This is a genomic window from Petrotoga sp. 8T1HF07.NaAc.6.1 (genome assembly GCF_016772115.1).
Classification (GTDB): domain Bacteria; phylum Thermotogota; class Thermotogae; order Petrotogales; family Petrotogaceae; genus Petrotoga; species Petrotoga mobilis.
Map to the genome: position 1 here is coordinate 92,154 of NZ_AUPG01000003.1, position 25,736 is coordinate 117,889.

The following is a 25,736-nucleotide window of genomic DNA, read 5'->3' on the forward strand; positions in this document are numbered from 1 at the left end:
AATTATGTTGTCGTTACAATATTATACAGCAAACTTTGTGATAGTTCAAGAAATCTGATATAATAAGGATAACTAACAAAATTTGTGTTACTCCTTTATCCTTAAGGGTGGGGAGCGGGGCAAAGGGGCGCTATAACAAGTTTTAGAATATCTAAAGAGTGAAAAAATTTATGTAAGAGGGGGTAAAAAGATGTCTAAATTGGAAGAATTTAAAGAGTTTCAAGCCAAGATTTCAAGATACAGTCAGGCTATCGCACTCATGCACTGGGATTTAGAAACTAACGCTCCCAACAATGCTTTTGAGTATCGTTCTAAAGCTTTGGGAGAACTTATGGAGGCACTTTTTAGAATGTCTGTTTCTGATCAGATGGGTGAATTTTTGGATTATTTTTCAAAGAAGGAAAATTATGATGAATTGAGTGAAATTGATCAAGCAATGGTAAGAGTAACCAAGAAAGATTTCGATAAGTTTAAAAAGTTACCTCCACAGCTTGTCAGAAAATTAGCCGAAACGACTTCAAAAGCAGGTCATTTTTGGAAAAAAGCCAGGGAGGAAAATAACTTTTCTTTATTTGAGCCTTATTTGCAAGAAGTCGTATCTTTAGAAAAAGAGCAAGCAGAGGCTTTGGGATATGAAAAAAATAGATACGATGCTCTTTTAGACTTATTCGAACCTGGAATGAAAACAGAAACGGTGAAAGGTACAATAAATTATTTAAAAGAGTATCTACTACCTTTTCTGAAAGAGCTTTTAGAAAAGGGAAAAGAACCAAGATACGATTTCTTTGAAGGAGATTTCGACGTAAATAAGCAAAAAGAGTTATCCCTGGAAGCGTTAAAATTTATGAATTTCGATTTCGATTCTGGACGTATGGACATGTCTGCTCACCCTTTCACAACAAAAATTGGTCCAAAAGACGTAAGAATTACAACAAGATACAACAACAAAGATTTGAGATATTCTTTATTTTCAACTATGCACGAAGGTGGACATGCTTTATACGAACTTCATATCCCTGAGGAATTTTCAGAGACTCCTTTGGATGAAGGTGCTTCTATGGCTGTGCATGAATCCCAATCAAGATTTTGGGAAAATATTATAGGAAGAGGGCCTCATTTTTGGGTTTTCTTTTCTAAAAAGTTAAAAGATATTTTCCCATCTTTTGAAGGAATAAGTAGTGATGAGCTGTATAAAGGTGTTAATATAGTTAAAAAAGATTTCATCAGAACTGAGGCAGATGAAGTAACTTACAACTTTCATATTATGCTGAGATTTGAAATCGAAGAAGCACTGATAAACGATAGAATAAAAGTAAATGAACTTCCAACGGTATGGAACGATAAAATGAAAGAATATTTAGGTATTGTGCCGGCAAACGACGCAGTAGGTGTTTTGCAAGATGTTCATTGGTCAAATGGACAATTTGGTTATTTTCCTTCATATATGTTGGGTAATCTTTACAGTGCTCAATTGTTCTCAAAATTGAAAAAAGATCTAAAAGATTATCCATCTCAAATAGAAAAAGGAGATTCAAAAGAAGTTTTGAACTGGATGGTTGAGAATGTCCATAAGTACGGTAAAATGTACGAACCAGAAGAACTTTTGAAAAAGGTTACAGGTGAAACTCTTAATCCCAAATATTTTGTAGAGTATATAAAAGAAAAGTTTTCTGCAATTTATGGTTTATAATTAAAATCCCCCATCTATATACGATGGGGGATTTTAAAATTAATCACAGCTATTTGTTATCTTTTTCGTCTTTTTCTTTTTTCTCCTCTTTTGATAATTTCTTGAGGTTTTCACTTACATAGTAATAAAATGTGCCTTCTTCGTATTCACCGTTTTCATTTGGTGTCCCTGCTTTGTAATCTGTCATTAGTTCGATCCCTTCATCTATATTATCAATAGCCCAAATATGGAACTTTCCATTTTGTATATCTTCATTTATTTCGTCTTTCAATACGATATTATCGATATTTTTACTTGGAATAATCACCCCTTGATCTCCAGTAAAATTGAGATTTTTACAGGCGTCGTAAAATCCTTCAATTTTTTCGATTATTCCTCCAACTGGCAAAACTTCTCCGTTTTGATTCATAGATCCGGTGATGGCAATATTTTGTTTCAATGGAATGTTAGCTATGGAAGACATTAAAGCCAGCGTTTCTGCTATTGTAGCGCTGTCTCCTTCGATGATAGAATAAACTTGTTCAAAATTTAAAGATACACCGAAACCTGTTTCTATGAAAGAAGAAAATTTATGTTTGAAATAGTTTTCTATGATCAATGAGGATTTTTTGTATATTTTCCCGCTTAAATCGATATCCCTGTGTATGTTTATGATTTTTTCAGAAGAGGATCTGTAACTTTTTGCTGTTATTTTGACGGGATGCCCAAAGGTGAAATCTCCTGTATCCAAAACAGTCAATCCATTTATTTGTCCGACTTCAGAGCCTTCAGTTCTTATGTCAATCTTTTGTTCTTTTATCGCATTAAATAATTTTTTCTTATGAAAGGAAAACATTTTTTCTCTAAACTTTGTAGTATCTTTTATATCTTTGGCGGTTATGTATGGGCTTGATCCATTTTTCCGTGAAATGTTGAAAGAGTCTATTAGTAGATTCTTAATTTCCCCCAATCTTAAGGAGAACCTTTTGTTGTTTCCATTCATCCTACAACTGTACTTGATAATCTCTTCAATCGCATCTTTTGTAAAGTGTGAGATATCGTTTTCTTCCACTGTGTTGCTTAAGAAAGCTAAAAATTTATTTAAATTCTCGTTGCTTAACTCTGCCTCATAGTCAAATTGTGATTTTATGGGAAAAAGTTTTTCGAATTCGCTATCGTAAACTCTTAATAAATTGTACACCCATTCTTCTCCTATGAGAATCACTTTAACGGTTAAAGATAAAGGTTCTGGTTCCAAACTTTCAACACTCGAATAGCCTTCAGCGGTTTGAATATTTTCAATTTTTACTTCTTTCTCCGATAAAAACCTTTTAATTACCTCCCACGCGTAAGGTTTTCTTAAAACTTTTTCTGCTTCCATTATTAGATAACCACCGTTTGCCCTGTGAAAAGCTCCAGATTTTATCATTGTAAAATCCGTTTGAAGGAGTCCCATTTGGGAATAATACTCTATTCTACCAACTAAATTTGAAAAAGTGGGATTGTCTTCTTCTATCACAGGTGCACCTTGTAGATAAGAATTATCCACTATAATGTTGACATTGTATCTTTTTTCTTTAAGATAAGTTATTAGATTTTGATTTTCGGAAGTTAATTGGGATAGGTGAGAAGCTATGTCCTCTTTCAAGTTTTGAAGGTATTCAAAAACATCAGAATATTTGAGATATTTCTTTTCAAGGGGTTCGAAAAGCTTAGCTAAGCTAAAAGCTGCCCAGTAACGTCGTAAGTTTTTAACTTCCTCCCAGTATTCTTTATCCATCTCCGTGATCTTTACCATTGTTTTTTCAATTAATTCTCGCAACTTCTCGGAATTTTTTCGAAAATACTCTTTTATCTCTTCCGGAAGATTTTCAAACTCAGAGGTGCTTATTTTTTTGCCATCGTACACTGGAACGCTCACTATACCTTTTTCAGAAGCCTCAAGTATAAAACCAAGAGCTTGAGCCTGTTTTCTCAGATCTGACCACAATTTTTCCCTCTGCTCGTTGTATTCTTTTTCTAACGAACTTAACCTTTGTTGAAATTCTTCTGTCTGCATCGTTTTATTTAAAACTTGTACAGAGGAATTAATAATAGATTGCAATTCAGATTTGAAATTTTTGGCTTCTCCGGCGGGCAGTTTCAACAACTTGGGTTTCTTTTCTTCCTTAAAATTAAAAACATACATAAGATCTTGAGGAGCTTTTTGAGTTAACGATATTCTTTCGATTATCTTTCGAGTCATACCTCTTCTACCACTACGATTTGGACCAACTAAGAAAACATTGTTTGAATCGTTGCTGCTTTCCAAGGCAAATTGTAAAATTTCACAAGCAGCCGTTTGTATGGTGTAATCTTGATAAGAACCAATTTTTATTTCTGAAGTGTTATCGATTTTGATATCTGGGATTTTAATTTCAAAATCACTTAAAGTTAGTTTCATTATCTACGCCTCCATTATTTGCACTTTTACCGTTGTTAAAAATTCTAAAAACTTGTTTAATAGCGCCCCTTCGCCCCGCTCCCCACCCTTCTAAGGAATGGGCCTGCAGCCTCTACTAAAGTTCAAACCTTTCATAAATTTCATTTATATTTTTTAGATAATAATCAGGTGAGAATATATCTTCAAATGCTTCTTTATCTGATAATTTTGCCTTTACTCTATTATCTTCCAATAAAATTGCTTTAAAATCACGCCTTTCATTCCAAGCTTTCATCGCGTTTTCTTGAACTATTTTATAAGCTTCCTCTCTACTTACCCCTAATTCAACTAACTTCAGCAATACCCGTTGAGAATAAATTAAATTATACGATTTTTCTATGTTTTCTTTCATTCTATCTTTGTGAACCACTAAGTTTTCAACTAAGTAATTTGCTTTATTCAACATATAGTAAGTAAGCATGGTTGCATCCGGTATAAACACCCTTTCTACAGACGAATGAGAAATATCTCTTTCGTGCCATAAGGAGATATTCTCATAAGCAGAAGATAGATAAGATCTTAGCATTCTTGACATCCCGGTCAACCTTTCGCACAATATGGGGTTTTTCTTATGTGGCATCGCTGAAGAACCTCTTTGCCCTTTTTTAAAAGGTTCTTCTACTTCCAACACCTCTGTTTTTTGAAGGTGCCTGATTTCTATGGCAAGTCTTTCTATACTGCTTCCTATCATAGCTAAAACACTGAAAAATTCAGCATGAAGATCCCTTGGTAAAACTTGAGTAGATACTTTACAAGGTCTGAGGTTGAGTTTTTTCAAAGCGATTTCCTCTACTTTTGGTTCTATGTTAGCATAATTTCCAACCGCTCCACTGAGTTTTCCTTGGGAAATGTTATCTATAGCCTTTTCTAATCTTTCTTTGTTTCTTTCTTCTTCCGCAACAAATCCTAAAATTTTTAATCCAAAAGATGTTGGCTCAGCGTGTACCCCATGGGTTCTTCCAACTATAATAGTATACTTATGATCCACAGCTAATTTTTTGAGGTTAGCTATGTATTGAGTTAGCTCATCAAGAATAATCTCTTCTGCTCTTTTTATAGCTAAGGATAAAGCTGTATCGACAACATCTGATGATGTTAAACCCTTGTGAAAGTATCTTGCCTCATCTCCCATGTCTTCAGTTACCACTTTTATAAAGGCTATCACGTCATGATCCACTATTTTTTCTGTGTCTAATATTTTTTGAACGTCTAATTTTGCTTTTTGTCGAATGTTTTGGGATGTGCCTTTGGGAGCAAGGTTAAGTTCTTCAAAGGCTTCTATTACAGCTATTTCTACTTCAAGCCATCTTTTATACTGGGCATCTAAAGTCCAAATGTCTTTAATTGGAGAAAGAGAGTACCTTTCAATCAACATCCACACCCCTTTGTGAATTAAGTTCTTTTGACCTTATAGTTGCTTCTTTTACTGCGTCCATAAGGATACCTCGTAAACCATGAGATTCTAAAACTTCTATTCCTTTAATTGCTGTGCCTCCTGGGGAAGTAACCATATCTTTCAACTCTCCAGGATGTTTTCCCGTTTCTAAAACCATCCTTGCAGCGCCAAGTAATGTTCTTGCGGCAAATTCAGTGGAAAGCTCTCTAGGTAAACCCATCAGGACACCGCCGTCGGATAAAGCCTCTATCATCATATAGACATATGCTGGTCCGCTCCCGCTTAAAGCCGTTATCGCATCCATTATATCCTCTTCAACCAAATATACCTTTCCAACGCTTTCCAAAATCTCCTTAACCCTTTTCAAGTCATTTTCGTCAACGTTCTTCTTTTTGCTAATAGCAATAACACCTTCACCTACTAAAATAGGGGTGTTGGGCATAGCTCTTATTATCTTTGATGAAGTTGGTAAAGCTTTATCCAAATGGCGCAGACTTACTCCTGCAGCTATTGATATAACTATCTTGTTTTCACAAGAAGAACTTATTTCTTCCAATACTTTGTCTATTACTTGTGGTTTCACAGCTAAAAGAACGATGTCGGATTCTTTCACCGCTTTTGCGTTATCCGAGATAGTTTTTATGTCGGAGTAATTAGAATTTTTTTCAGAATCGTATTCAAAGAGATCTGTTCCGATTATTTGTTCTCTTTTAAGTGTTTTTGTTTGGATTAGACCTTTTACTAAAGTGCTCCCCATTTTTCCCAATCCTATTACACACAGTTTTTCATTCATACTATCTAACCTGCCCGTTTCCCAAGATAATATATTTGGTGGTCGTTAACTCGTTGATTCCAATCGGTCCTCGAACATGTAATTTTTGTGTACTTATTCCCATTTCTGCACCAAAACCGAACTCTTCACCATCGGTAAATCTCGTAGAAGCATTGACATAAACCGCAGCAGAGTCTATTTCGTTTAGAAATTTTTGAGCGATCGTATAATTTTCGGTTATAATGGCTTCAGAATGTTTTGTGCTGTACTTGTTTATATGGTTTATCGCTTCTTCAGTGCTATCAACAATTTTTACTGCCATTATGTAATCTAAATATTCAGTTGACCAGTCTTCTTCTTGTGCCGCTTTCATTTGAGGTATTATTTTCAAGGTTTTTTCACAACCTCTTAATTCTACTTTCTTTTCAAAGAGTGTATATATTTTTGGTAGAAACTCTTCCGCTATATCTTTGTGAACCAACAATTTTTCTGCGGCGTTACATACTGATGGTCTGCTTATTTTAGCGTTTTCAACGATTTTTAGTGCCTTTTCGAGATCTGCTTGTCTATCAACATAAACGTGACAGTTTCCAGCCCCCGTTTGTATAACAGGGATCATAGAATTTTCAACGGTATTTTTAATTAAAGATGGTCCGCCTCGAGGTATCAAAACATCGATGTATTCGTACAGTTTCATCAATTCATCAACGGCTTTCCTATCTGTAATCTCAATGAACTGCACTATATCCTTTGAGAAACCAGCTCTTTCAATAGCTTGGTGGATAATTTTTACTAAGGCATTGTTAGAATGAATCGCTTCAGAACCACCTCTTAATACCACACAATTACCAGATTTTATACATAAAGCAGCTGCATCTACTGTTACATTTGGTCTGCTTTCATATATAATGGCGATTACCCCTAAAGGAACTACCATCTTTCCAATCATCAAGCCGTTTGGTCTTTTCCACATCTGAGAGATGTTGCCCACACTACTTTGAAGTTGTGCGACTTTTTGGACACCTTCAGCCATTTTGGTGATTCTTTCCTGGTTCAGTAACAATCTATCTAAAAGACTGCTTGACATCCCAGTGTTTTTAGCCGATTCGACATCCTTTTGGTTTTCTGATATTATATAGTTTTTATTGGCCATTAGCTCTTCCGAAATATAGTTAAGAATTCTGATCTTATCTGTTTCAGAAGTTGAGCTAAAGTTTCTTGAAGTATCTTTAGCCTTTTTTGCCTTACTTAAAACGTACTCCTCCAGCTTCACAATTTGACCCTCCCTCTGTCGATCTTTTCCCCATTCTTTTTTCTATGTTTTTTAATTATATCATAACTTTTTGAATGTGAAAGTAAAGGCAAATCTCACCTTTTTTATATAATTATATTATTTCATGAAATAGTTCTTTTACTTTTGCCTTTAATTCCTTTAATAAGTTTTCTCCTTGGCTCGTAATAGAGTAGTATATTCTTTTTTTACCTTCTACTATTTCAATTCTTTTACTCAGAAGATTTTCTTTCTCCATCTTGTGTAATAAAGGATACAAAGTACCTGGGCTAATATTGTATCCATGCCTTTTTAATTCATAAATCATCCAGCTTCCATAGATTGGAGCTTTTTGTGAATGGTGCAATATATGTATTTGAATCAAACCATTCAAGATTTTATTCAAATATTTATTCTTTTCAATATAATCTTTTGATTCTTTTATGATTATTTCCCCCTTTCTTTTTAATTTAGAGGGTTGCCAAGCTTAGATTTAAGCAGAAAAAGAGTGAAAACGGCTGCACTTTCTACTATCATGGAAAAGACAACCAAACTCACGATTGCGCGATCGTACAAGATTCCCATAACTGCACTACCTATGAACCAAAAAAGGCCAAAGATAGCGTTAAAAAAACCATATGCTGTTCCTCTTTTCTCGGGGGTGACGATATCGGCTACTACAGATTTTAAAATGGATTCCTGGGCACCCATTCCGATTCCCCACAAAATAACACCTAAAATCACTAACAGTGAAGATTCAGATAAAAATGAAAAGGGTGAAAAGAATATTGAGAGGCTGGAGGCAATTATAAGACTTGTAACTCCGACTTTATCGTAAAGGAAGCCGAAGATCAATGCAGAAATAGCATCCACGCCCATAGCTATCGCATACATAAAAGGTATCATAGTTGAATTGAAAATATCAATTCTTTGAAAATGGAACGCCAACAAAGGGAAATCCGCAAAACCTGCAGCAATCAGGGAAATGGCTACTAAATACAACCAGTACGATTTTGATATTCCCTCAAAGTTGATCTTCTCCTCTTTCACTTCAAACTTCTCGGGTTGTGGAAAGTTCAATCTACTAATCAACAACAAAATTAAAGTAATCAATGCAGGTATCAATAATATTGCAAATGCGAATCGGTAATTCGTTAACTCATCTCCAGACTTGAATAATAGAATCAAACTTAAAATAACAGGCCCTGAGACAGCTCCAATTTGATCAAGGACCTCTGCTATGGCAAATCCTTTACCACTTCCCACATTTCGTGCTGCATAAGACATAAGGGTATCTTTCGAAGGCTTTCTTATAGCTTTTCCTGTTCTTTCCATAATTATTAGCATGGCTGCTATTTCCCATCTTCCGGCAAGAGCCAATAAAGGAACAGCAAATAGATCCATTCCATAACCTAAAAATGTGAAAAGCCAATATCTATGAGTTTTATCGCTTAAATAACCCGTTAACAACCTTAAACCATAACCTATGAACTCACCTAAACCTGAAATGATTCCCACCGCTGTAGCACTTGCTCCTAATAAACCTAAATAAGGACCGATTAAACTTCTTGCTCCTTCATGTGTGATGTCTGCGAATAAACTCACAATTCCCATAGCAACTATAAAACCAATAGCTGTTTTTTTCGTTTTAGAACACCTTCCTTTGCTTATTTTTTAAAGATATCTTGGCGAAGTATCCCATACTCATCGAAGCTACTTTTCATTGTGAATAATATCGTTAAGGTTACAGAAAGAGAAACCGATGTTAAAATAGCTACATATATGGCAATTTGGTATTTTATAGCTGTTTGTGGAGATGCACCTCCCAAAATCTGACCTGTCATCATTCCAGGCAGATACACGATTCCAACTGTAGCCATACTTGCTATGGTTGGTCTAAGGGCAGATATTAATGCGTTCCTTAAATATGGAAGTGTGGCTTCATAAACGGTAGCCCCATTTCCCAAAGCAAAAAAATATCGTTGTTTATTTCTTTCTATATCTTTATAAAAATTACTAATTCCAATAATATCTCCTGTTAAAGCGTTACCTAAGAGCATTCCACCTAGGACAACGAAATATCTTGCGGTGAAAATATCATCCAATCTTAAAATTATAAAATCGAAGTAAAAGAGTACAATAAAATTAGAAATACCAAGGGCAAAAAATACTGGCCAAACGAACCTTTTGAAATTTAAACCGCTGCTACCAATAACTCGAAATACAGCAAAAGAAATCATAAAAAATAACCAGCCTATATTCAACCATGTATAATCAAATTGGAAAAGATATACTAAAATTAAAGACATGATGAAAAGCTGAATGCTCATTCTGAATGTTGAAATTAAAGTATCTCGGGTAATTTTTAAATTAAAAATATAACTCAAGATAATGGGGAAAAATATTAACAAATACGCCATTGCAAGTGAAAATAAAGAAATATCAGTTGTAGGTTCCATTATTATTCCCTCCCATTTCTATTATATTCAAACCTTCTTTATTTAACCATTCCTGATCATGAGATATTGCAATCAAAGTCCACTCTTTTTTTGATAGTAAATATTCTATGACTTTATTTTTCATTTCTCTATCTAAAGAAGAGGTAATCTCATCTAGTAAGTATAATTTTTTGTTTAAAAGTGTAAAAATAGATATCAAAACTCTTTGTTTTTCTCCACCTGAAAGAGATTGGAAGTCTTTATCTAAAATATTTGCTGGTAGTTCAAAAAAATCAAATAATTTTATTAATTTTGATTCTTCAAAAGGTACTTTGAGATTTATTTTATAATTCAATATAGTACGAATTATTTCTCTTACGGTTCCATCAGAAATATCTAATTCCTGCCCGATGTACACAGCATCTCTTCTTAAATCCCATACATTTTTACCATTCAACTCTTCATTTTTGTATAGTAATTGTCCTTCATCTGGTTTAATGAATCCTAAAAGTAATCTAAAAATAGTGGTTTTTCCAATTCCGGATTTTCCAAAGATAAGAGTTTTACTCCCTTCTTGAACCTTGAGATTAAAATTTCTTAGAACGTACTTATCTTGGAATTTTTTTGAAACATTTTTAAATTCGATCAAAATTATTCCCTCCTTATATCTAATGTCGATATCGGAAATTGATATTGTAATTATAACTCTTTTTTTCAAATTGTCAATAAAGATGTCAGTTTTTTCTATTGTTATGGTATAATTTTCTTTTGGAGGGATAACTATTGGTATTAATCAATTCACTGAAAAAATTGTTATGCCTTTGTACCTGATTACAATTAAAAGTAGTTCTTTATAAATTAGATAATAGTGTCTTAAAATAGCTTTAATAGATAAGTGCTTTGAGAGATTCAAAAAATGATAAAAAGAGGTGTGCAAGGTGATTGAAGAGGAAATTTCAAATAGCATCATGCTGGATATTGTACAACCTTCTATCACCTTTCCAGAGATTAAGTTGGAAAAAGGTAATTCGTTAGGTTTATATACCAGTGAGACTGAATTAATGACATCGTATTTCTTTAAATTAATTTCTGAACCTGAAAAGTACGCAAAGGAAGTTAAAATAAATGGATTTCTTGCAAATGGTATGAATTGGGTGGGAAGATCTTTTACTCATATAGTGGTTCCTCAAATTTGGAAAGATAGCATATACAACATACTTAAAAACAAACCTAAAAGGCGTCATTTGATATTTATAGGAGCAAAAAAGTGTGATATTAATTACGACGAGCTTTCTGACATTTCAACGATCATTTCTTATTATAGAAAGGATTGCAGTATATTAGTGATAAGTGATTCTTTTGAACTATTGCAAGCTACCACAGACAGAGTAGTTAATATGTTGGGAGAACCTATCATATCTGGATCAAAAGATTATTTCAAATGATAATTCAGAAAAAACCACTTTTCAAAGCTAAAATTTTTAAAATTTAGGAGGATTTTGATGGCTTTAACAATAGACAGAGATGAAATCATAGGTACTTTAAAAAGAGAAATACAAGAAATAACAGATATGCAGGAATTTCAAAATCTAAAATCTAAATATTTAGGTAAGAAAGGTTTAATCAAGTCTCTAATGAACAGTCTTAAAGATATCGATGATGTAGAATTAAAAAAAGAGTATGGTAAAAGTGTAAATGAACTAAAAGAAGAATTAGAAACCCTTTTTGATGAGAAGTTAAGTGAGTTGAAAGAAAAAGAAAGAGAAGAAAAGGAGAAAAAAAACTGGGTTGATATTACGATTCCTGGGGCTCGTAGAAAGATAGGAAAAGAGAATTTGATCACAAAAACAAGGAAAGAAATAGAAGAAATATTCATTGGAATGGGTTTTTCGGTAGCTGAAGGTCCAGAGATTGAAAATTCTTGGTACAATTTTGACGCACTTAATACTCCTGAATGGCATCCTGCCAGAGAAATGCAGGATACTTTTTATTTGTCCTTGGACAAAGAAAAGCTTTTAAGGACGCATACTTCTCCCGTTCAAGTGAGAACTATGTTGAAAAGTAAGCCCCCCTTGGCTATAATATCCCCGGGAAGGGTATACAGAAAAGATGAATTAGACGCCACTCATTCCCCGGTTTTTCATCAGGTAGAAGGGCTCTATGTTGATAGAAATGTTTCCGTTTCCCATTTAAAAATGTATCTTGAAGTTTTTGCTCAAAAATTTTTTGGAAATAAAGTTTCGGTCTTGTTGCGTCCGAGCTATTTCCCTTTTACCGAACCAAGTTTTGAGGTAGATATCAGTTGTATCTTTTGTGGAGGGAAAGGGTGTAATGTTTGTAAAAATACCGGATGGATAGAAATATTGGGAGCCGGTTTAGTTCATCCAAACGTTTTTCAAAGCGTTAATTACGATCCAAAAGTATGGCAAGGCTTTGCTTTTGGAATGGGGATTGAAAGAGTAGCGATGTTGAAATATAACATTCCAGATTTGAGAGAATTATACAAAAACGACATTAGGTTTATAGAAAATTCATAATCAATTATCCGTCATTGGCAAGCAAAATTTTAGAGGGAGGTAACGATGAAAGTATCTTTAAATTGGCTTGAAGATTATATAAAAGTCACAAAAAATATCGAAGAATTAGTAAAAGAAATAAAACTCCACTCGGTAGATGTAGAAGGTTTTGAAAAAGCGGGGAATAATCTTAATAATATAACAGTTGGAGAGATTATGGAAATAACCCCACTTGAAAATGCTGATAATTTAGTAGTTTGTAAGATAGACGTAGGGAAAGATATCAAAAATATAGTCACCGGGGATCTTACAGTTAAGATTAGAGAAAAAGTTCCAGTTGCACTTCCTGGGGCAACTTTAGCAAACAATATAAAAATAGAAGAACGAGAATTCAAGGGAGTTATCTCTGAGGGAATGATGTGTTCTTTGAAGGAATTAGGTATATCTGGGGATGCGGATAAAATTTACAGAATAGTGGATGACGTTCCGAATGGAACGGATTTTGTAAAATTTTTTGATCTTTATGACCAAATTTTGGAATTAGATATACTTCCCAATAGGCCTGATTTACTGTCTTACTTAGGTGTTGCCAAAGAGTTAGAAACAATAGATTGTGGTGTGGGATTTAATTTACCTGACTATATAAAAATTAGTAAGGGTGAGGGGTTTCCGGTAAGAATAGAATATGAAAAATGTAATCGATATATGGCAACAGTTGTAAAAGATATAAAAGTTGGTCCATCCCCAATGTGGCTGGTTAAAAGGTTAGGAAGGTCAGGAATAAGAAGTATAAATAATATTGTAGACATAACAAACTATGTAATGTTAGAGACAGGTCACCCCATCCATGCATTCGATTTAGATCTTATAGGTGACCAAATAGTAGTTAGAAAAGCTAAAAAAGGCGAAAAAATCCTGCTTTTGGATGGTAAAGAGTACACCATGGAAGGGGAAGAAACACTTATAACCGATGGTGACAACATAATTGCACTTGGTGGCATAATGGGGGGAGAATTAAGCGGCATCAATGAAAATACGAAAGATATCTTATTAGAAGTTGCCCATTTCGATCCTGTCAATATAAGAAAGTCCTCTACTTACCATAAGATAACCTCTGATTCTTCGTATCGTTTTGAAAGAGGAGTTGATCCAAACGATAGTGAGATGGTTATGGGTAGATTGATTAAATTGATTAACGAATTGGCAGGAGGAAAGGTAGAAGGAGCTACAACGGATATATATCCTAAGCCTATAGAAAATAAAAAAATATCGATTAAAAAAAGTTTTATAAACGATAGGTTGGGGAAAGACTTAGCAGAAAAAGAAATTGAACAAATATTAAAAAAATTAGATTTCTCTTTCACAATAGTGGAAAAAAGTTCGCAGCAGAAGGCAATGGAAGATGTAGTCAAGATGATTGATTTACCTTGGGATATAATAGATGAAGAATGGAACGTTTCTATTCCCACAAAAAGGCCAGATATTACCCAAGATATTGATCTCGTTGAAGAGGTTGGTAGAGTTTACGGTTACTCAAAAATTCAGCCTGCTTTCCCAAATCTAAATGGATTGATAGGAAGTAAGGGAGATTTTGTTTCTTTTAAAGAAAAGGTAGAAGATACTATGTTGGCTAATGGTTATCATGAGGCAAAGACCTTTCCGTTGAACAATGGCAACAGAATGTGGATGGAAAACGAATTGGAGTTAAGATTGATTAATCCTATCTCCTCAGAATTAGAATACATGTCATCCAAATTGATATATGGTTTGTTAGATTCAGTTTCTTTTAATTATAGAAACCAAACAAAAGATATAAAAATGTTCGAAATTGATAAAGTTTTCCATGCAAATAAAGACAGTGAAACAGGTGCAAAGGAGTTTACTAATCTCGCCTTTGTGGCAACAGGGAGAGAAAATAATGATGATTTCACGGATAAGAGAGAGGTTACATTTTATTCTGTAAAAGGTGCTTTAGAAAACTTATTGAATGAATTTCATGTGAAAGTAGAATACGTAAGAAGTGATCAACCTGGTTTTTTGAAAGCTCAAAGTGCTCGTCTATTTATCAACAACGAAGAAATTGGTTTTTTAGGTCTACTTGATCCGGTGATAGCCGATAATTATTACGAAATAAAAGACCCTATATATATCTGTGAGATAAATTTGGATAAAATATTTGAAGGTAAGAAAGAAATAAAAAGGGAATTCAGAAAAGTAGATTTTCCTGCTATCAAAAGAGAGTATTCTATGATTGTTCCACTAAACATCGAATTTAAAGAGATTCAAGAAATAATAATAAGTGTGGCAGATATCGTAGAAGATTTTAAAATTTTTGATGTTTACAGAGGAAAAAATATAGAAGAAGATAAAACAAGTATTACCGTTTCAATAGTTTATAGATCAGAAAATAAAACTTTGACAGAAGAAGAAGTCAATCAAGTCGAAAGATCTATTTTAGAAAGTTTGAACAATAAAGGGATCAAACTTCGAGAATCCTAGGCATACCATACACATAGACAAAGAAAGGAGAAAGAGATGCAAAGAAATGTCACGAGTTACTTAATAATGTTGAATGTTTTGATATTTATAATGATGTTTTTATTTGGTGGTTTTAGCGCTTTTTCTAACCCACGTATATACATACTTTTTGGTGCACAATTGGGTAATTTAATCACAGCCGGAGAATGGTTCAGATTGATTACATCAATGTTTGTTCATGGTGGGTTATTTCACATATTTTTCAATATGATCGCTTTATTTTACGTAGGTAACATAGTTGAAAGGGCTTATGGAAAAGAAAGATTCATTTCTATATACATGTTATCAGGTGTTTTTGGTAATCTTTTAACCCACTTATTTTTACCTAGTGCAATCTCTGTAGGAGCATCAGGTGCGATATTCGGATTGATAGGACTACTTTTTGGGGCGGGATTTAGGCACGATACCCCAACTATATTGAGACCTGTAACAGGTACCGCTCTACTCCCGATTATCTTAATAAACGTGATCTGGGGATTCTTACCAGGTGCTAATATAAACAATTTTGCCCATTTAGGAGGATTAGGAATAGGTTTTACCTTTGGTTGGTTAACACCTATAAGGTACACAAAGAGGAGTTACCAAGGGTGGAGAACGGTTTCTTACTTGTCTTACGGATTAATTATTGCAAGTTTTGTTTTACTTTTGATATTCGATTTTAGATACTACATATTTTAATTAAAACTCTTTTTTGAGGTGATGTATTTGACCATAGATGATTTGGTTGGTAAAAATGTCATAGAAGAAAGTATCAAAAAGATTTATGAAAAGGATAAAGAAATAAATTCAGTTTTGAGAATAGAAAAGGTAGAAGGGAATAAAGATGGCGACTATTTTGGCATACCTTTTTTGGTCAAGGATAACATTTTAGTTGAAGGAACTAAAACAACAAACGGTTCTAAAATCCTTGAAAATTATAATTCTCCTTATACCGCAACTGCCGTTGAAAAACTTTTAAAGGCAGGTTTTACAGTGGTAGGGAAAACTAATATGGACGAGTTTGCCATGGGTAATACCAACGAACATTCAGCCTTTGGAGCTGTAAGAAATCCTAAGGATTTGGCACGAGTCCCAGGGGGTAGTAGTGGAGGTTCAGCTGCAGCTGTAGCAGCAGGGTACGTTCCATTTTCTCTGGGATCCGATACCGGAGGCTCAGTAAGACAACCTGCCGCTTTTTGTGGTGTTGTTGGATTTAAGCCGTCATACGGTATGATATCACGATACGGTTTAACCGCTTTTTCATCTTCATTGGATCAAATAGGTGTTTTTGCAAATAATGTTAAGGACGTTAGAACTGTTACAGAAATTATGAAAGGAAAAGATCCCAAGGATTCAACCACGTTGGAGCACGATAAAGATCTCGTAAAAGATGTAGATATAGATTTATCCAAAACCAAAATTTGCATTCCAAAGGTTGTTTACCATGAAAATGCAGATAATAATGTAATAAAACAATTTGAAAGCGCTATTAACTTTTTGAGAAGCAAAGGAGCAATAGTTGACGTAAAAGACATACCGGAACTTGAATATTCAGTAGCAATTTATTATATAATAGCCCCTGCTGAAGCTTCATCCAACCTTTCAAGATACGATGGTGTCAAATATGGGTTGAGGAACGATGCCTTAGGTTTGAATAGAATGTATAAATCTACTAGAGAAGTTGGTTTTGGCATGGAAGTAAAAAGAAGAATAATGATGGGAACTTTTAATCTATCTTCTCTTTATTATGATCAATATTACTCAAAAGCCTCAAAAGTAAGAAAATTGTTGAGTGAAAAAATAAAGGAAGTTTTAAACGATTATAATTTGATAATGACCCCCACATCTCCTGTTCTCCCACCAAAGATAGGGGAAAAGTTAAAACCTTTAGATTATTATTTAATGGATATTTTTACAATCCCTGCGAATTTAAATGGATCACCTGCCATAAGTATTCCCTTTGGTGATGTCCAAGGGTTACCTTTTGGTATACAATTCATTGGTCGATATATGAAGGATGAGGAATTATTAACTATAGCAGACAATTTCTTTAAAGAGACCTCCAGGGAGTTGAAAAATAATGTATAAAACCATTATAGGATTAGAAATACACGTCCAATTACTAACAAAATCCAAAGCCTTTTGTTCATGTAGTACAGAGCATTATGAAGCTGAGCCGAATATTAATATTTGTCCAGTATGTACAGGCCAACCTGGAACGTTGCCGGTATTAAACGAGGAAGCGCTTAAACTTGCGATAAAAGCTGGATTAATATTAAATGGACGTATAAATAAGTTTTCTAGGTTCGATAGAAAGAATTATTTTTACCCCGATTTGCCAAAGGGTTATCAAATTACGCAGTATTTTCATCCCATAGTAAGTGGAGGATACATAGACGTTGAAGGCAAAAAGATAAGAATAAGAAGGATGCATATGGAAGAAGATACGGCTAAGATGCTTCATGAAGGGGATCAGATTTCCTATGCTCAAGAAAGTTTAATCGATTTTAATAGGGCAGGCATACCTCTTTTAGAAATTGTAACCGAGCCGGATATAGAGACTCCTAAACAGGCAAGGATATTTATGGAGAAATTAAGAAATTTGCTTAGATACGCTGATATTTCAACGGGTGATATGGAAAAAGGAGCTTTGAGATGTGATGCAAATATCTCTATTCTCAACCAAGAAAACGAAGAAATAAGTAAAAGGGTAGAGATTAAGAATATAAACTCATTCAAATTTGTAGAAAAAGCGTTAGAATATGAAAGAGATAGGATTATTAATAATTTAGAAGAAGGTCGAGAGTTAATACAAGAAACGAGAGGGTGGGATGCCAACAAAAAAGAGACATTTTCGATGAGAACAAAAGAAGAAGAGATGGACTACAGATATTTTCCTGAACCAGATCTCCCCATCCTAATTTTGAACGATGAACTTATTGAAACCGTAAAAAAACTCATTCCGGAAATGCCAGAAGAGAAGACTAAAAGGTTTGTTGCACAGTACAACATACCTGAATATGACGCACAAATTCTTTCTTCAGACAAAGAGTTAGCTGATTATTATGAAAGATGCGTAGAATTGACTAAGGATGCCAAATTTGTTAGTAATTTTATCTTAACTGAGTTATTAAGAGAGATGAAAGAAAATGAGGATAGTATTGAAAATGTAAAAATTAAACCCGAGCATTTTGCGGAATTAAAAATGCTTTTAGATACAAATACAATTTCAACAAAGATCGCTAAAGATATTTTTCCCCAGATGTATAGAACAGGTGATACCCCCAAACTGATCGTTGAAAAGAAAGGCTTAAAACAAATAGAAAACGAAGATGAGTTAAGAAAAATAATTGAAAATGTTTTAAAAGAAAATCCCGATAGTGTTGAAAAGTATAAGAATGGTAAAAAGAAACTTTTGGGATTTTTTGTTGGCGAAGTTATGAAGCAAACAAAGGGCAAAGCTAACCCTCAAAAAACGAACGAAATACTCAATGAATTACTTGAAGATAATTGAAAATCATCACGAGGTGATGATCCTTGAGAAAATTGTATTTTATCGGATTTTTTATGTTTATTTCAACAATACTTTTATCTTATGTAGGGTACACTCCCTTTGGTCCAGAGATAGAAAATAAAGGTGCGACCTTTACACTGTCTACATCGTCTTTTGAAGATTTTGGATTAGAGATCGGTTATTCCGATTACCACTCTTTATATATAGAAAATAAGCTCTTCAACAGGACGATAAAACTGAAAACTGGAGAGTCTTTTTTTAATGTGTTTGTGAATGTACCAGTATACAACAGTGAATTTGGTGTAGGATATGAGTACAAACTTGAAAATAATTTTTTGGGAGTTTTGACAGTAAAAAATTTTCAAAGAGTTGAGGTTAAAAATGTCGACCACGATATATATAACTTCACTCAAGCTAAGTTCAATGTCCCTTCATATGCTATAGGAAATTTATTTCTTTTTAACAATAAAAATATAAATCTATTTGAAGTAAAAGCTCGAATATATAGGCCTATAGAAATACCAATTAGTTTAGGTTATTCAAATGGTTTCTATTTAAATGTTCCTCTCGTTAACCTAGACAGCTACTATGTAGATACAATCGACGTAGGAGCAGCGTTAATACAACAAAAATGGTACCCAAATATTGGATTTTCAGTTCCAATGAATATATTCGATCAGCAGTTGCATCTTGGTACAAGAATAGCTTTTGGTCAAGACTTTTTTTACGAATTTTATATTTATAATGAAAATCTTAAGTTGCCTCTACTTTTTTCGTTCAACGAAAAAGGAGGAGGTTTGTTTTTTGAATTCTAATGATATAGCCGTATATTTACACATACCTTTTTGTGTGAGGAGATGCCTGTATTGTGACTATGTATCTACAACCGATTTATCCTTAAAAGAAGAATATTTTAATGCATTATACAAAGAAATCACTTTGAAAGGTAAAAAATTAAAAGATAGAAAAGTTAGAACGATTTATTTTGGAGGTGGGACCCCATCTTTTACTGAGGAAGAATTTATTTTGCAAACCTTTCGTTCATTACAAGAAAATATGGATTTATCTGATTTAAAGGAATTCACGATAGAGGTAAATCCAGAAAGTGTTGATGAGAAAAAAGTGCAGCTCTACAAAGAAATAGGGATTAACAGAATATCTATGGGGTTCCAGAGTACTTCTGATAAGATATTAAAAACCGTGGGAAGAGCCCATGATTTTAATAAAGGCTTGGAATCTTATAAACTTTTGGCATCTTTTTATGATAATATAAATGTGGATTTTATTCTTGGATTACCTTATGAAAATTTTGAAACGGTTAATAGTAATTTAGAGTTTATAGAAAAGATGAAACCCTCTCATATTTCTTATTATTTATTGGATTCTTCACACGATACTCCTTTAAAACATTTTCTTGAAACCAAGGAAATGAAACTTCCGGATGAAGACTTTGTATATGAACTTCTCGATTATATCTATGATCAATTGGAAAAATTAGAATATAACAGATATGAAATTTCAAGTTGGTCTCTACCCAACAAAGAATGTATGCACAATAAATTTTATTGGTATAACCTAGATTATGTAGGATTTGGGGTTTCCGCAGGAGGGCATATCAACAACGAAAGATATGTCAATACTTCAGATGTTAAAGCATATATTACAAAATTAAATAATGAGGAACTTCCATACGACACAAAAAATGTGAACGATGAGTTTACCGAATTGATAGAAACCCTTTTTTTGTCTTTGAGACTAACAAGGGGAATAACCTATGATTCTTTGGTACAAAGGTTCCCCAAAAATTTGGTTGACAATGTCTTAAATCAGTTAAAAAAGAATTTGGAAGAGTATATATCTATTGATGATTCTATTAAATTAACTACAAAAGGCTTGAATTTTTCAAGGTATGTTTTTGAGAATTTGTTAGAGGTATCTCCAACTTAAGGGAGGCTTATTCTTGGGTAAAAAGGACGAAGTTGAAAATTATTTGAAGAATAAAAATTTTAATGATCCCAACTTATTCAAAGAAAGGAAAGATTGGGACAGGTATTTTATGGAAGTAGCGGATTTGGTAAGTAAAAGGTCCACCTGTTTGCATAGAAAGGTTGGAGCCGTAATAGTTAAAGAAAAAAGGATCTTAGCGACTGGTTACAATCAACCGCCATCTGGTTTTCCCCATTGCGATGATATAGGCTGCATAAGGGACGATTTGGGTATAAAAAGTGGAGAAAACCAAGAGATTTGTTATGGCCTTCATGCAGAACAAAATGCCTTGATGCAAGCTGCTAAATTTGGGATTAGTACTGATAACGCATCAATTTATATCACACATCAACCTTGTTCCGTATGTGCCAGGTTGATAATAAACGCTGGAATAAAAAAGGTTTATTATAGAGAAGGCTATCCGGATAGTCTAACGAAATTGTTTTTTGATACGTGTAACATACAATCAAAAATTGTCGAATGATCAAAATAAATATCAAAATGGAAAGGTGGGATAAAATGCCTGTAGAGAGATACTTTAAATATTTAAGAAAAGACAGAATGACCCACGTCTGGTGCCCAGGATGTGGTAATGGAATAATAATGAAAAATTTTGTGGAAGCGGTCGATAATTTAGGTTTAGATAAAAATAAGGTGGCAGTTGTATCGGGTATAGGATGTTCTTCAAGAGTCACCGGGTACTTAGATTTTAACACTATGCACACGCTTCATGGAAGGGCTATTGCCTTTGCCACTGGGGTTAAATTAGCAAAGCCAGAGTTTAATGTGGTAGTAATGGGTGGAGATGGAGATATACTGGCAATAGGTGGAAATCATTTTATTCACGCTTGTCGTAGAAACATGGATCTAACAGTTATTATATTCAACAATTCTATTTATGGGATGACAGGAGGGCAATATTCACCTGAAACACCTGCCGGAACCTATGCTTCAACTTCCCCTTATGGGAATTTAGAAAACGAGTTTGATGCAGTTAATCTTGCTATAACTTCTGGTGCCACTTACGTCGCTAGATCAACCGTTTTCCATTACATGTTATCCGTTAAATACATAGAAAACGCCTTAAAGCATAAAGGTATGTCGGTTGTTGAAATAGTTACAAATTGTCATACTTATTATGGGAGATACAACAAAATGACGCAACCCACCCAAATGTTGCAATATTTTAAAGATAACTCCGTAATGCTAAGCAAAGCCAAAAATATGGATGAAAATGACTTGAAAGATAAGATTATAATAGGTGAATTTCTAAATGTTGAAAAAGAAGGGTACGTTGATAGGTATGAAAAATTAAGGAAAAAATTGGTTTCACAGGAGGTATCGCCGAAGTGAGTAGTTTAATTAGTACACCTAATTCGGTGAGATTCAGTGGAGAAGCCGGTCAAGGTAACATCTTAATGGGAATAATATTTGCAAAAGCACTGGTGAAAGAAGGATTTTGGGTTGTTCAATCCCAGCATTATGGTGCACAGGTGAGAGGTGGACTTTCTTATTGTGACGTGCTTTTTGATCAAGAACCTATAGATTATCCTGAAGCTAAAAATTTTGATATATTGTATTTGATGCATAATGTTGGTTTAAATCATATTGGAAATCTCAAAAGAAATGGTATTTTATTCTACGATGAGAAATTCGTTGAAAGTATACCTCAGTATGTAGAAAGAATAACCAAGAAAATAATCAAGGTTCCAGCTTCACAAATAGCAATAGAAGAATTTTCAAACAAAAATGTCGCAAATATGGTAGGATTAGGGGTTCTTTGCTCAGTAACTCAGATAATAAGTTTGGAAAGTCTTATAGAAGAAGTCAAATTGAACGTATCGAAAAATTATATAGAGATTGATGAAAAAGCCATCAAAATTGGCTATGATTTGTGCAAAAAAAGGTATCCGTTAGAATCAACTAAAATGTATAAAAAATTAGGGAAAGGTTATGAATAAAAATAATGAAAATAGGAGTCTAAAAAAAAGTTTTTCTTACGCATTGCAAGGGCTCATCGAAATTTATAAATCTCAAAGAAACTTTAGAATACAAAGTTTAATAGGACTGATAGTATTAATTGTTGCTATTTTTGCCAACTTAACTCAAGTAGAGTTTATACTTTTAATATTCACAGTCATGCTGGTGCTGATCATGGAAACAGTGAATACTGTAACAGAACAACTGTTGGATTTTCTTCATCCTTTTTATAGCTCTTCGGTAAAGATAATCAAAGATGTATCAGCTGCATCGGTTTTTATAACTTCCATCTTCGCAGTTGCAATTGGAATAATTATCTTCGGTCATGCTTTTTTCAATCTGAACCCTAAATATGGTATAATTTTAGCAATAGTTTTTTTGCTTTTTTTGAATTTATGTGGCTTTATATATAAAAAAAGAGAAAAATAATGAGGAGGAAGATACTTGGATCAGATAAGGGTCTTAATAGTTGATGACTCTGCTTTCATGCGAATGGTTCTAAAAGACATTATTGATAAAGAACCTGACATGAGGGTAGTTGGATTGGCTAAAGATGGAGTTGAAGCTGTAGAAAAAGCTTTATCCTTAACACCAGACGTGATTACTTTAGATGTTGAAATGCCTAAAAAGAATGGACTCGATGCTTTAAGTGAGATAATGTTAAAATCTCCAACAAGGGTTATTATGGTGAGCAGTTTAACTTCAAAAGAGGCCTCTATTACGATAGAATGTTTAGAAAAGGGAGCTTTTGATTTCATTCAAAAACCGGCTGGGAGTACTTCTTGGACTATCAGAGACGTTCAGGATGAATTATTGAGAAAGATAAGAGAAAGTATGAATGTCTCAATAGAAAAATTGAAAAGTATTCATTTTGTCGAAACCAAAAAAGTAAAGAAAAGTAATAGAGTAAATATCTTGGGAGAAAAAGTTTTATTGATAGCAAGTTCAACAGGAGGTCCTCGTTCTTTAGATGTTATAATTCCGCAACTACCTGAAAATTTAAATGTTCCTATAATTATTGTTCAACATATGCCCGCAGGTTTCACAGCTTCTTTAGCTTATAGATTAGATAAAATTTCAAATTTAAAGGTGAAAGAAGCCGAAGATGGTGAATTTTTACAAAAGAATGTTGTATACATTGCTCCAGGGGATTTTCATTTAGGTTTAAAGCAGGAGGATCATAAAATTAAGTTGTTTTTAGATCAAAGCGATAAAATTAATAACGTAAGGCCTTCCGCTGATTTTACTTTTGATTTAGCTGCTGAGATTTTTAAAGAAAATTCAGTCGCGGTTATTTTGACAGGAATGGGAAGAGACGGTGCAAAAGGGGCATTTAAAGTTAAACATTACGGTGGGAAGGTTATAGCGGAGTCTAAAGAAACTTCCGTAGTTTATGGAATGCCGAAAATCGTCGCACAAGAAGGTTATGCGGATTTTGTTCTTCCCAATTACGATATTGCGGAAAAGATACTAGAAATTTTACCTGATCAACCAAGGGGGATAAAAAGATGAGTAAAAGGATAATTCAGCGGTTAGTAATTTTGAGCTTTTTATTTCTCTCTTTTACTACCTTTGCAAAAACGCTTTATTTTCAATGGAGAGAGGTAGATCCGGCTTACTATTTTGAAGATGGAGAAAATCTATATGTTAGTTTAAAAGTCATTTCTGAAAAGAGTGGAAGAACTTTAGATGTATATAACGATACCTTGATTTATGTAAAAGATAGTAAATGGAACGTTTTCATTTTTCCTCAGAATAGTTTAGCAATTATTAACAGCACCGAATCTATTCGTTTCGATCCAAATGATCTAAAAGTGGTTGATGGAGAAATTTATATAACTACAGAATTGATAGTGAAGTTGATCAACTTAGAACTAATTTCTAATGATTCTGCTGTTTACTTGAACTTGCCGCTAACTCAAGTAAGTTCAATAAAAACAATCATACAGAAAACTGATGCCAGAATAATAATAGAACTTTCTTCAAGTCCTGAAGATGTTGGAATATACCCTTTAGTTAATAAATCCGGATATTTAATAAAGATAAAAGGAGCCGAAATCCCTGATTCTTATTACTATGAAGAATACAACAATAAGATCAATTACATAAAGGCATATCACTATTCACCAACAGAAGTTTGGATACAAGTAAAACTGAACAACTCCGCTGATTTAGAAGAATTAATTGAAGAAAATAGAATCATATTAGACCTTTCTTTTAAAGATACAATTACCTTGCCTGTTTTAGTCTTGGATCCAGGTCATGGGGGAATAGATCCGGGAGCTGTTGGTCCTAACCAAACTTTTGAAAAAGATATTACTTTAAAAGTAGCAAAAAGAGCTCAAGAACTTTTGAAACCGTACAGTGTTAACGTTTATTTGACTAGGACAAATGATGTATACGTTGATTTACACGATAGAGCAGTTTTTTCTAATGAAAAAGGTGCAGATTTATTCATTAGTTTACACTTGAATGATTACCCTCAAGATTCTACGGTTTATGGATCAGAGGTTTACTATTTTGATTTTTCAGAAAGTGCATATGCTAGAAGAATAGCTTATCGAGAAAATTTGGATTTGAACACCGATAAGAACCTTATAGAAACATGGGTGACGGATAAAGAAAACAGTCTAGATGAAAGTGAGAAATTCGCCAATATATTGGGAAGTTATCTGAATGTAAATGGGGTTAAATTTAGGGGAGTTCATACAGCAGAGTTCGCTGTTTTAGCTTATACTAGGAGTCCTGCCGTTTTATTTGAAATGGAGTTTATCAGCAATCCTCAAGTGGTAGATGAATTTACGAATGGAGACTATGTGGAAGTTTTTGCAGAAATTATTAAAAATGCAGTTATTGACTTTTTTGGCCTAAAATAGAGGGCGTTGGGGGTGGTCCCCCAAACCCCCAAAGACCAAAAAACAAAAAACAACAAGAGTTAAAATCTAGGTTTGGGAGTTCACCAAACGGGGATACCCCCCAAGACCCCCTTAGAACCTTTTCAAAAACCATATAACAATTAAAAAACATCGTTTGGAAAACCGGCAAACCAAACCCCCTAAAAACTTTAAATTTATTTTAATTATTTGGTTTGCAAAAGGCAGCAAACAAAGGCTTATGCCTTTAAGAACCAAGCCCTCAGATAAATTTTAAATCTATTTTGATTAATTGGTTTGCACAAACCAGCGAACAACAGAGG

General features: G+C 33.7%; 23 protein-coding genes. 15 read left to right on the forward strand and 8 right to left on the reverse strand.

Annotation, left to right across the window (positions count from 1 at the left end; genetic code table 11):
• Window positions 1–190 precede the first annotated feature (190 nt).
• Window positions 191–1,690 carry a carboxypeptidase M32 gene (locus NAAC61_RS03100; RefSeq protein ID WP_103065386.1) on the forward strand — a complete coding sequence of 500 codons (1,500 nt, stop codon included), beginning with the start codon at window positions 191–193 and terminating at the stop codon, window positions 1,688–1,690.
• 49 nt (window positions 1,691–1,739) lie between these two features.
• On the opposite strand, the gene NAAC61_RS03105 is transcribed toward NAAC61_RS03100, so the two are convergent.
• From NAAC61_RS03105 to NAAC61_RS03140, 8 genes are all read right to left on the reverse strand, one after another.
• Window positions 1,740–4,112, reverse strand: a complete 2,373-nt coding sequence (locus NAAC61_RS03105; RefSeq protein ID WP_202695262.1) for a Lon protease family protein — start codon at window positions 4,110–4,112, stop codon at window positions 1,740–1,742.
• Between the two features lie 115 nt (window positions 4,113–4,227).
• Window positions 4,228–5,523, reverse strand: coding sequence for an adenylosuccinate lyase (purB, locus tag NAAC61_RS03110; RefSeq protein WP_443146877.1), 1,296 nt, complete (start codon window positions 5,521–5,523; stop codon window positions 4,228–4,230).
• On the reverse strand, window positions 5,516–6,340 hold the full coding sequence (gene proC, locus NAAC61_RS03115; protein ID WP_012208071.1) for a pyrroline-5-carboxylate reductase: 825 nt from the start codon (window positions 6,338–6,340) through the stop codon (window positions 5,516–5,518). Before proC ends, purB begins: the two co-directional genes overlap by 8 nt.
• 1 nt (window position 6,341) lies before the next feature.
• Window positions 6,342–7,592 carry a glutamate-5-semialdehyde dehydrogenase gene (locus NAAC61_RS03120; RefSeq protein ID WP_202695264.1) on the reverse strand — a complete coding sequence of 417 codons (1,251 nt, stop codon included), beginning with the start codon at window positions 7,590–7,592 and terminating at the stop codon, window positions 6,342–6,344.
• 112 nt (window positions 7,593–7,704) lie between these two features.
• Window positions 7,705–7,995, reverse strand: coding sequence for a PadR family transcriptional regulator (locus NAAC61_RS03125; protein ID WP_233186693.1), 291 nt, complete (start codon window positions 7,993–7,995; stop codon window positions 7,705–7,707).
• A gap of 59 nt (window positions 7,996–8,054) precedes the next feature.
• Window positions 8,055–9,203: an MFS transporter gene (locus tag NAAC61_RS03130; RefSeq protein ID WP_103065384.1), complete on the reverse strand. Its 1,149-nt coding sequence runs from the start codon at window positions 9,201–9,203 to the stop codon at window positions 8,055–8,057.
• A gap of 53 nt (window positions 9,204–9,256) precedes the next feature.
• Complete coding sequence (locus NAAC61_RS03135) at window positions 9,257–10,048, reverse strand: ABC transporter permease (protein ID WP_012208067.1); 792 nt, start codon at window positions 10,046–10,048, stop codon at window positions 9,257–9,259.
• Window positions 10,032–10,676 carry an ABC transporter ATP-binding protein gene (locus NAAC61_RS03140; protein ID WP_012208066.1) on the reverse strand — a complete coding sequence of 215 codons (645 nt, stop codon included), beginning with the start codon at window positions 10,674–10,676 and terminating at the stop codon, window positions 10,032–10,034. Before NAAC61_RS03140 ends, NAAC61_RS03135 begins: the two co-directional genes overlap by 17 nt.
• 289 nt (window positions 10,677–10,965) lie before the next feature.
• Between NAAC61_RS03140 and NAAC61_RS03145 the strand changes: the two genes are divergently transcribed.
• From NAAC61_RS03145 to NAAC61_RS03210, 14 genes are read left to right on the forward strand one after another with little or no spacing between them, the layout of a single operon-like run.
• Window positions 10,966–11,472 (forward strand): hypothetical protein, encoded by a 507-nt coding sequence (locus NAAC61_RS03145; protein ID WP_012208065.1) that lies wholly within the window; start codon window positions 10,966–10,968, stop codon window positions 11,470–11,472.
• A gap of 57 nt (window positions 11,473–11,529) precedes the next feature.
• Window positions 11,530–12,564 (forward strand): phenylalanine--tRNA ligase subunit alpha, encoded by a 1,035-nt coding sequence (locus tag NAAC61_RS03150; RefSeq protein WP_202695265.1) that lies wholly within the window; start codon window positions 11,530–11,532, stop codon window positions 12,562–12,564.
• Window positions 12,565–12,609: 45 nt separating this feature from the next.
• A complete protein-coding gene (gene pheT, locus NAAC61_RS03155; RefSeq protein ID WP_202695266.1) occupies window positions 12,610–15,042 on the forward strand; it encodes a phenylalanine--tRNA ligase subunit beta in 2,433 nt (810 codons plus the stop codon).
• A 36-nt stretch (window positions 15,043–15,078) separates the two neighbouring features.
• Window positions 15,079–15,759, forward strand: a complete 681-nt coding sequence (locus tag NAAC61_RS03160) for a rhomboid family intramembrane serine protease (protein ID WP_202695267.1) — start codon at window positions 15,079–15,081, stop codon at window positions 15,757–15,759.
• A gap of 21 nt (window positions 15,760–15,780) precedes the next feature.
• Window positions 15,781–17,148 (forward strand): Asp-tRNA(Asn)/Glu-tRNA(Gln) amidotransferase subunit GatA, encoded by a 1,368-nt coding sequence (gene gatA, locus NAAC61_RS03165; protein WP_237729728.1) that lies wholly within the window; start codon window positions 15,781–15,783, stop codon window positions 17,146–17,148.
• On the forward strand, window positions 17,138–18,574 hold the full coding sequence (gene gatB / locus NAAC61_RS03170; protein WP_443146880.1) for an Asp-tRNA(Asn)/Glu-tRNA(Gln) amidotransferase subunit GatB: 1,437 nt from the start codon (window positions 17,138–17,140) through the stop codon (window positions 18,572–18,574). The genes gatA and gatB overlap by 11 nt, the downstream gene beginning before the upstream one ends.
• 23 nt (window positions 18,575–18,597) lie before the next feature.
• Window positions 18,598–19,389, forward strand: a complete 792-nt coding sequence (locus NAAC61_RS03175) for a hypothetical protein (RefSeq protein WP_103876031.1) — start codon at window positions 18,598–18,600, stop codon at window positions 19,387–19,389.
• A complete protein-coding gene (gene hemW / locus NAAC61_RS03180) occupies window positions 19,379–20,521 on the forward strand; it encodes a radical SAM family heme chaperone HemW (RefSeq protein ID WP_202695270.1) in 1,143 nt (380 codons plus the stop codon). Before NAAC61_RS03175 ends, hemW begins: the two co-directional genes overlap by 11 nt.
• Before the next feature lie 13 nt (window positions 20,522–20,534).
• Window positions 20,535–21,044 (forward strand): deoxycytidylate deaminase, encoded by a 510-nt coding sequence (locus NAAC61_RS03185; RefSeq protein ID WP_202695271.1) that lies wholly within the window; start codon window positions 20,535–20,537, stop codon window positions 21,042–21,044.
• 35 nt (window positions 21,045–21,079) lie between these two features.
• Window positions 21,080–21,913, forward strand: a complete 834-nt coding sequence (locus NAAC61_RS03190; RefSeq protein ID WP_202695272.1) for a 2-oxoacid:ferredoxin oxidoreductase subunit beta — start codon at window positions 21,080–21,082, stop codon at window positions 21,911–21,913.
• Window positions 21,910–22,521, forward strand: a complete 612-nt coding sequence (locus tag NAAC61_RS03195; protein ID WP_121514413.1) for a 2-oxoacid:acceptor oxidoreductase family protein — start codon at window positions 21,910–21,912, stop codon at window positions 22,519–22,521. Before NAAC61_RS03190 ends, NAAC61_RS03195 begins: the two co-directional genes overlap by 4 nt.
• On the forward strand, window positions 22,514–22,969 hold the full coding sequence (locus tag NAAC61_RS03200; RefSeq protein ID WP_202695273.1) for a diacylglycerol kinase family protein: 456 nt from the start codon (window positions 22,514–22,516) through the stop codon (window positions 22,967–22,969). Before NAAC61_RS03195 ends, NAAC61_RS03200 begins: the two co-directional genes overlap by 8 nt.
• A 57-nt stretch (window positions 22,970–23,026) precedes the next feature.
• Window positions 23,027–24,052, forward strand: a complete 1,026-nt coding sequence (locus NAAC61_RS03205) for a protein-glutamate methylesterase/protein-glutamine glutaminase (protein WP_443146881.1) — start codon at window positions 23,027–23,029, stop codon at window positions 24,050–24,052.
• Entirely contained in the window at window positions 24,049–25,416 is a 1,368-nt protein-coding gene (locus tag NAAC61_RS03210) for an N-acetylmuramoyl-L-alanine amidase family protein (RefSeq protein ID WP_202695275.1), read from the forward strand. The genes NAAC61_RS03205 and NAAC61_RS03210 overlap by 4 nt, the downstream gene beginning before the upstream one ends.
• Window positions 25,417–25,736: the final 320 nt, after the last annotated feature.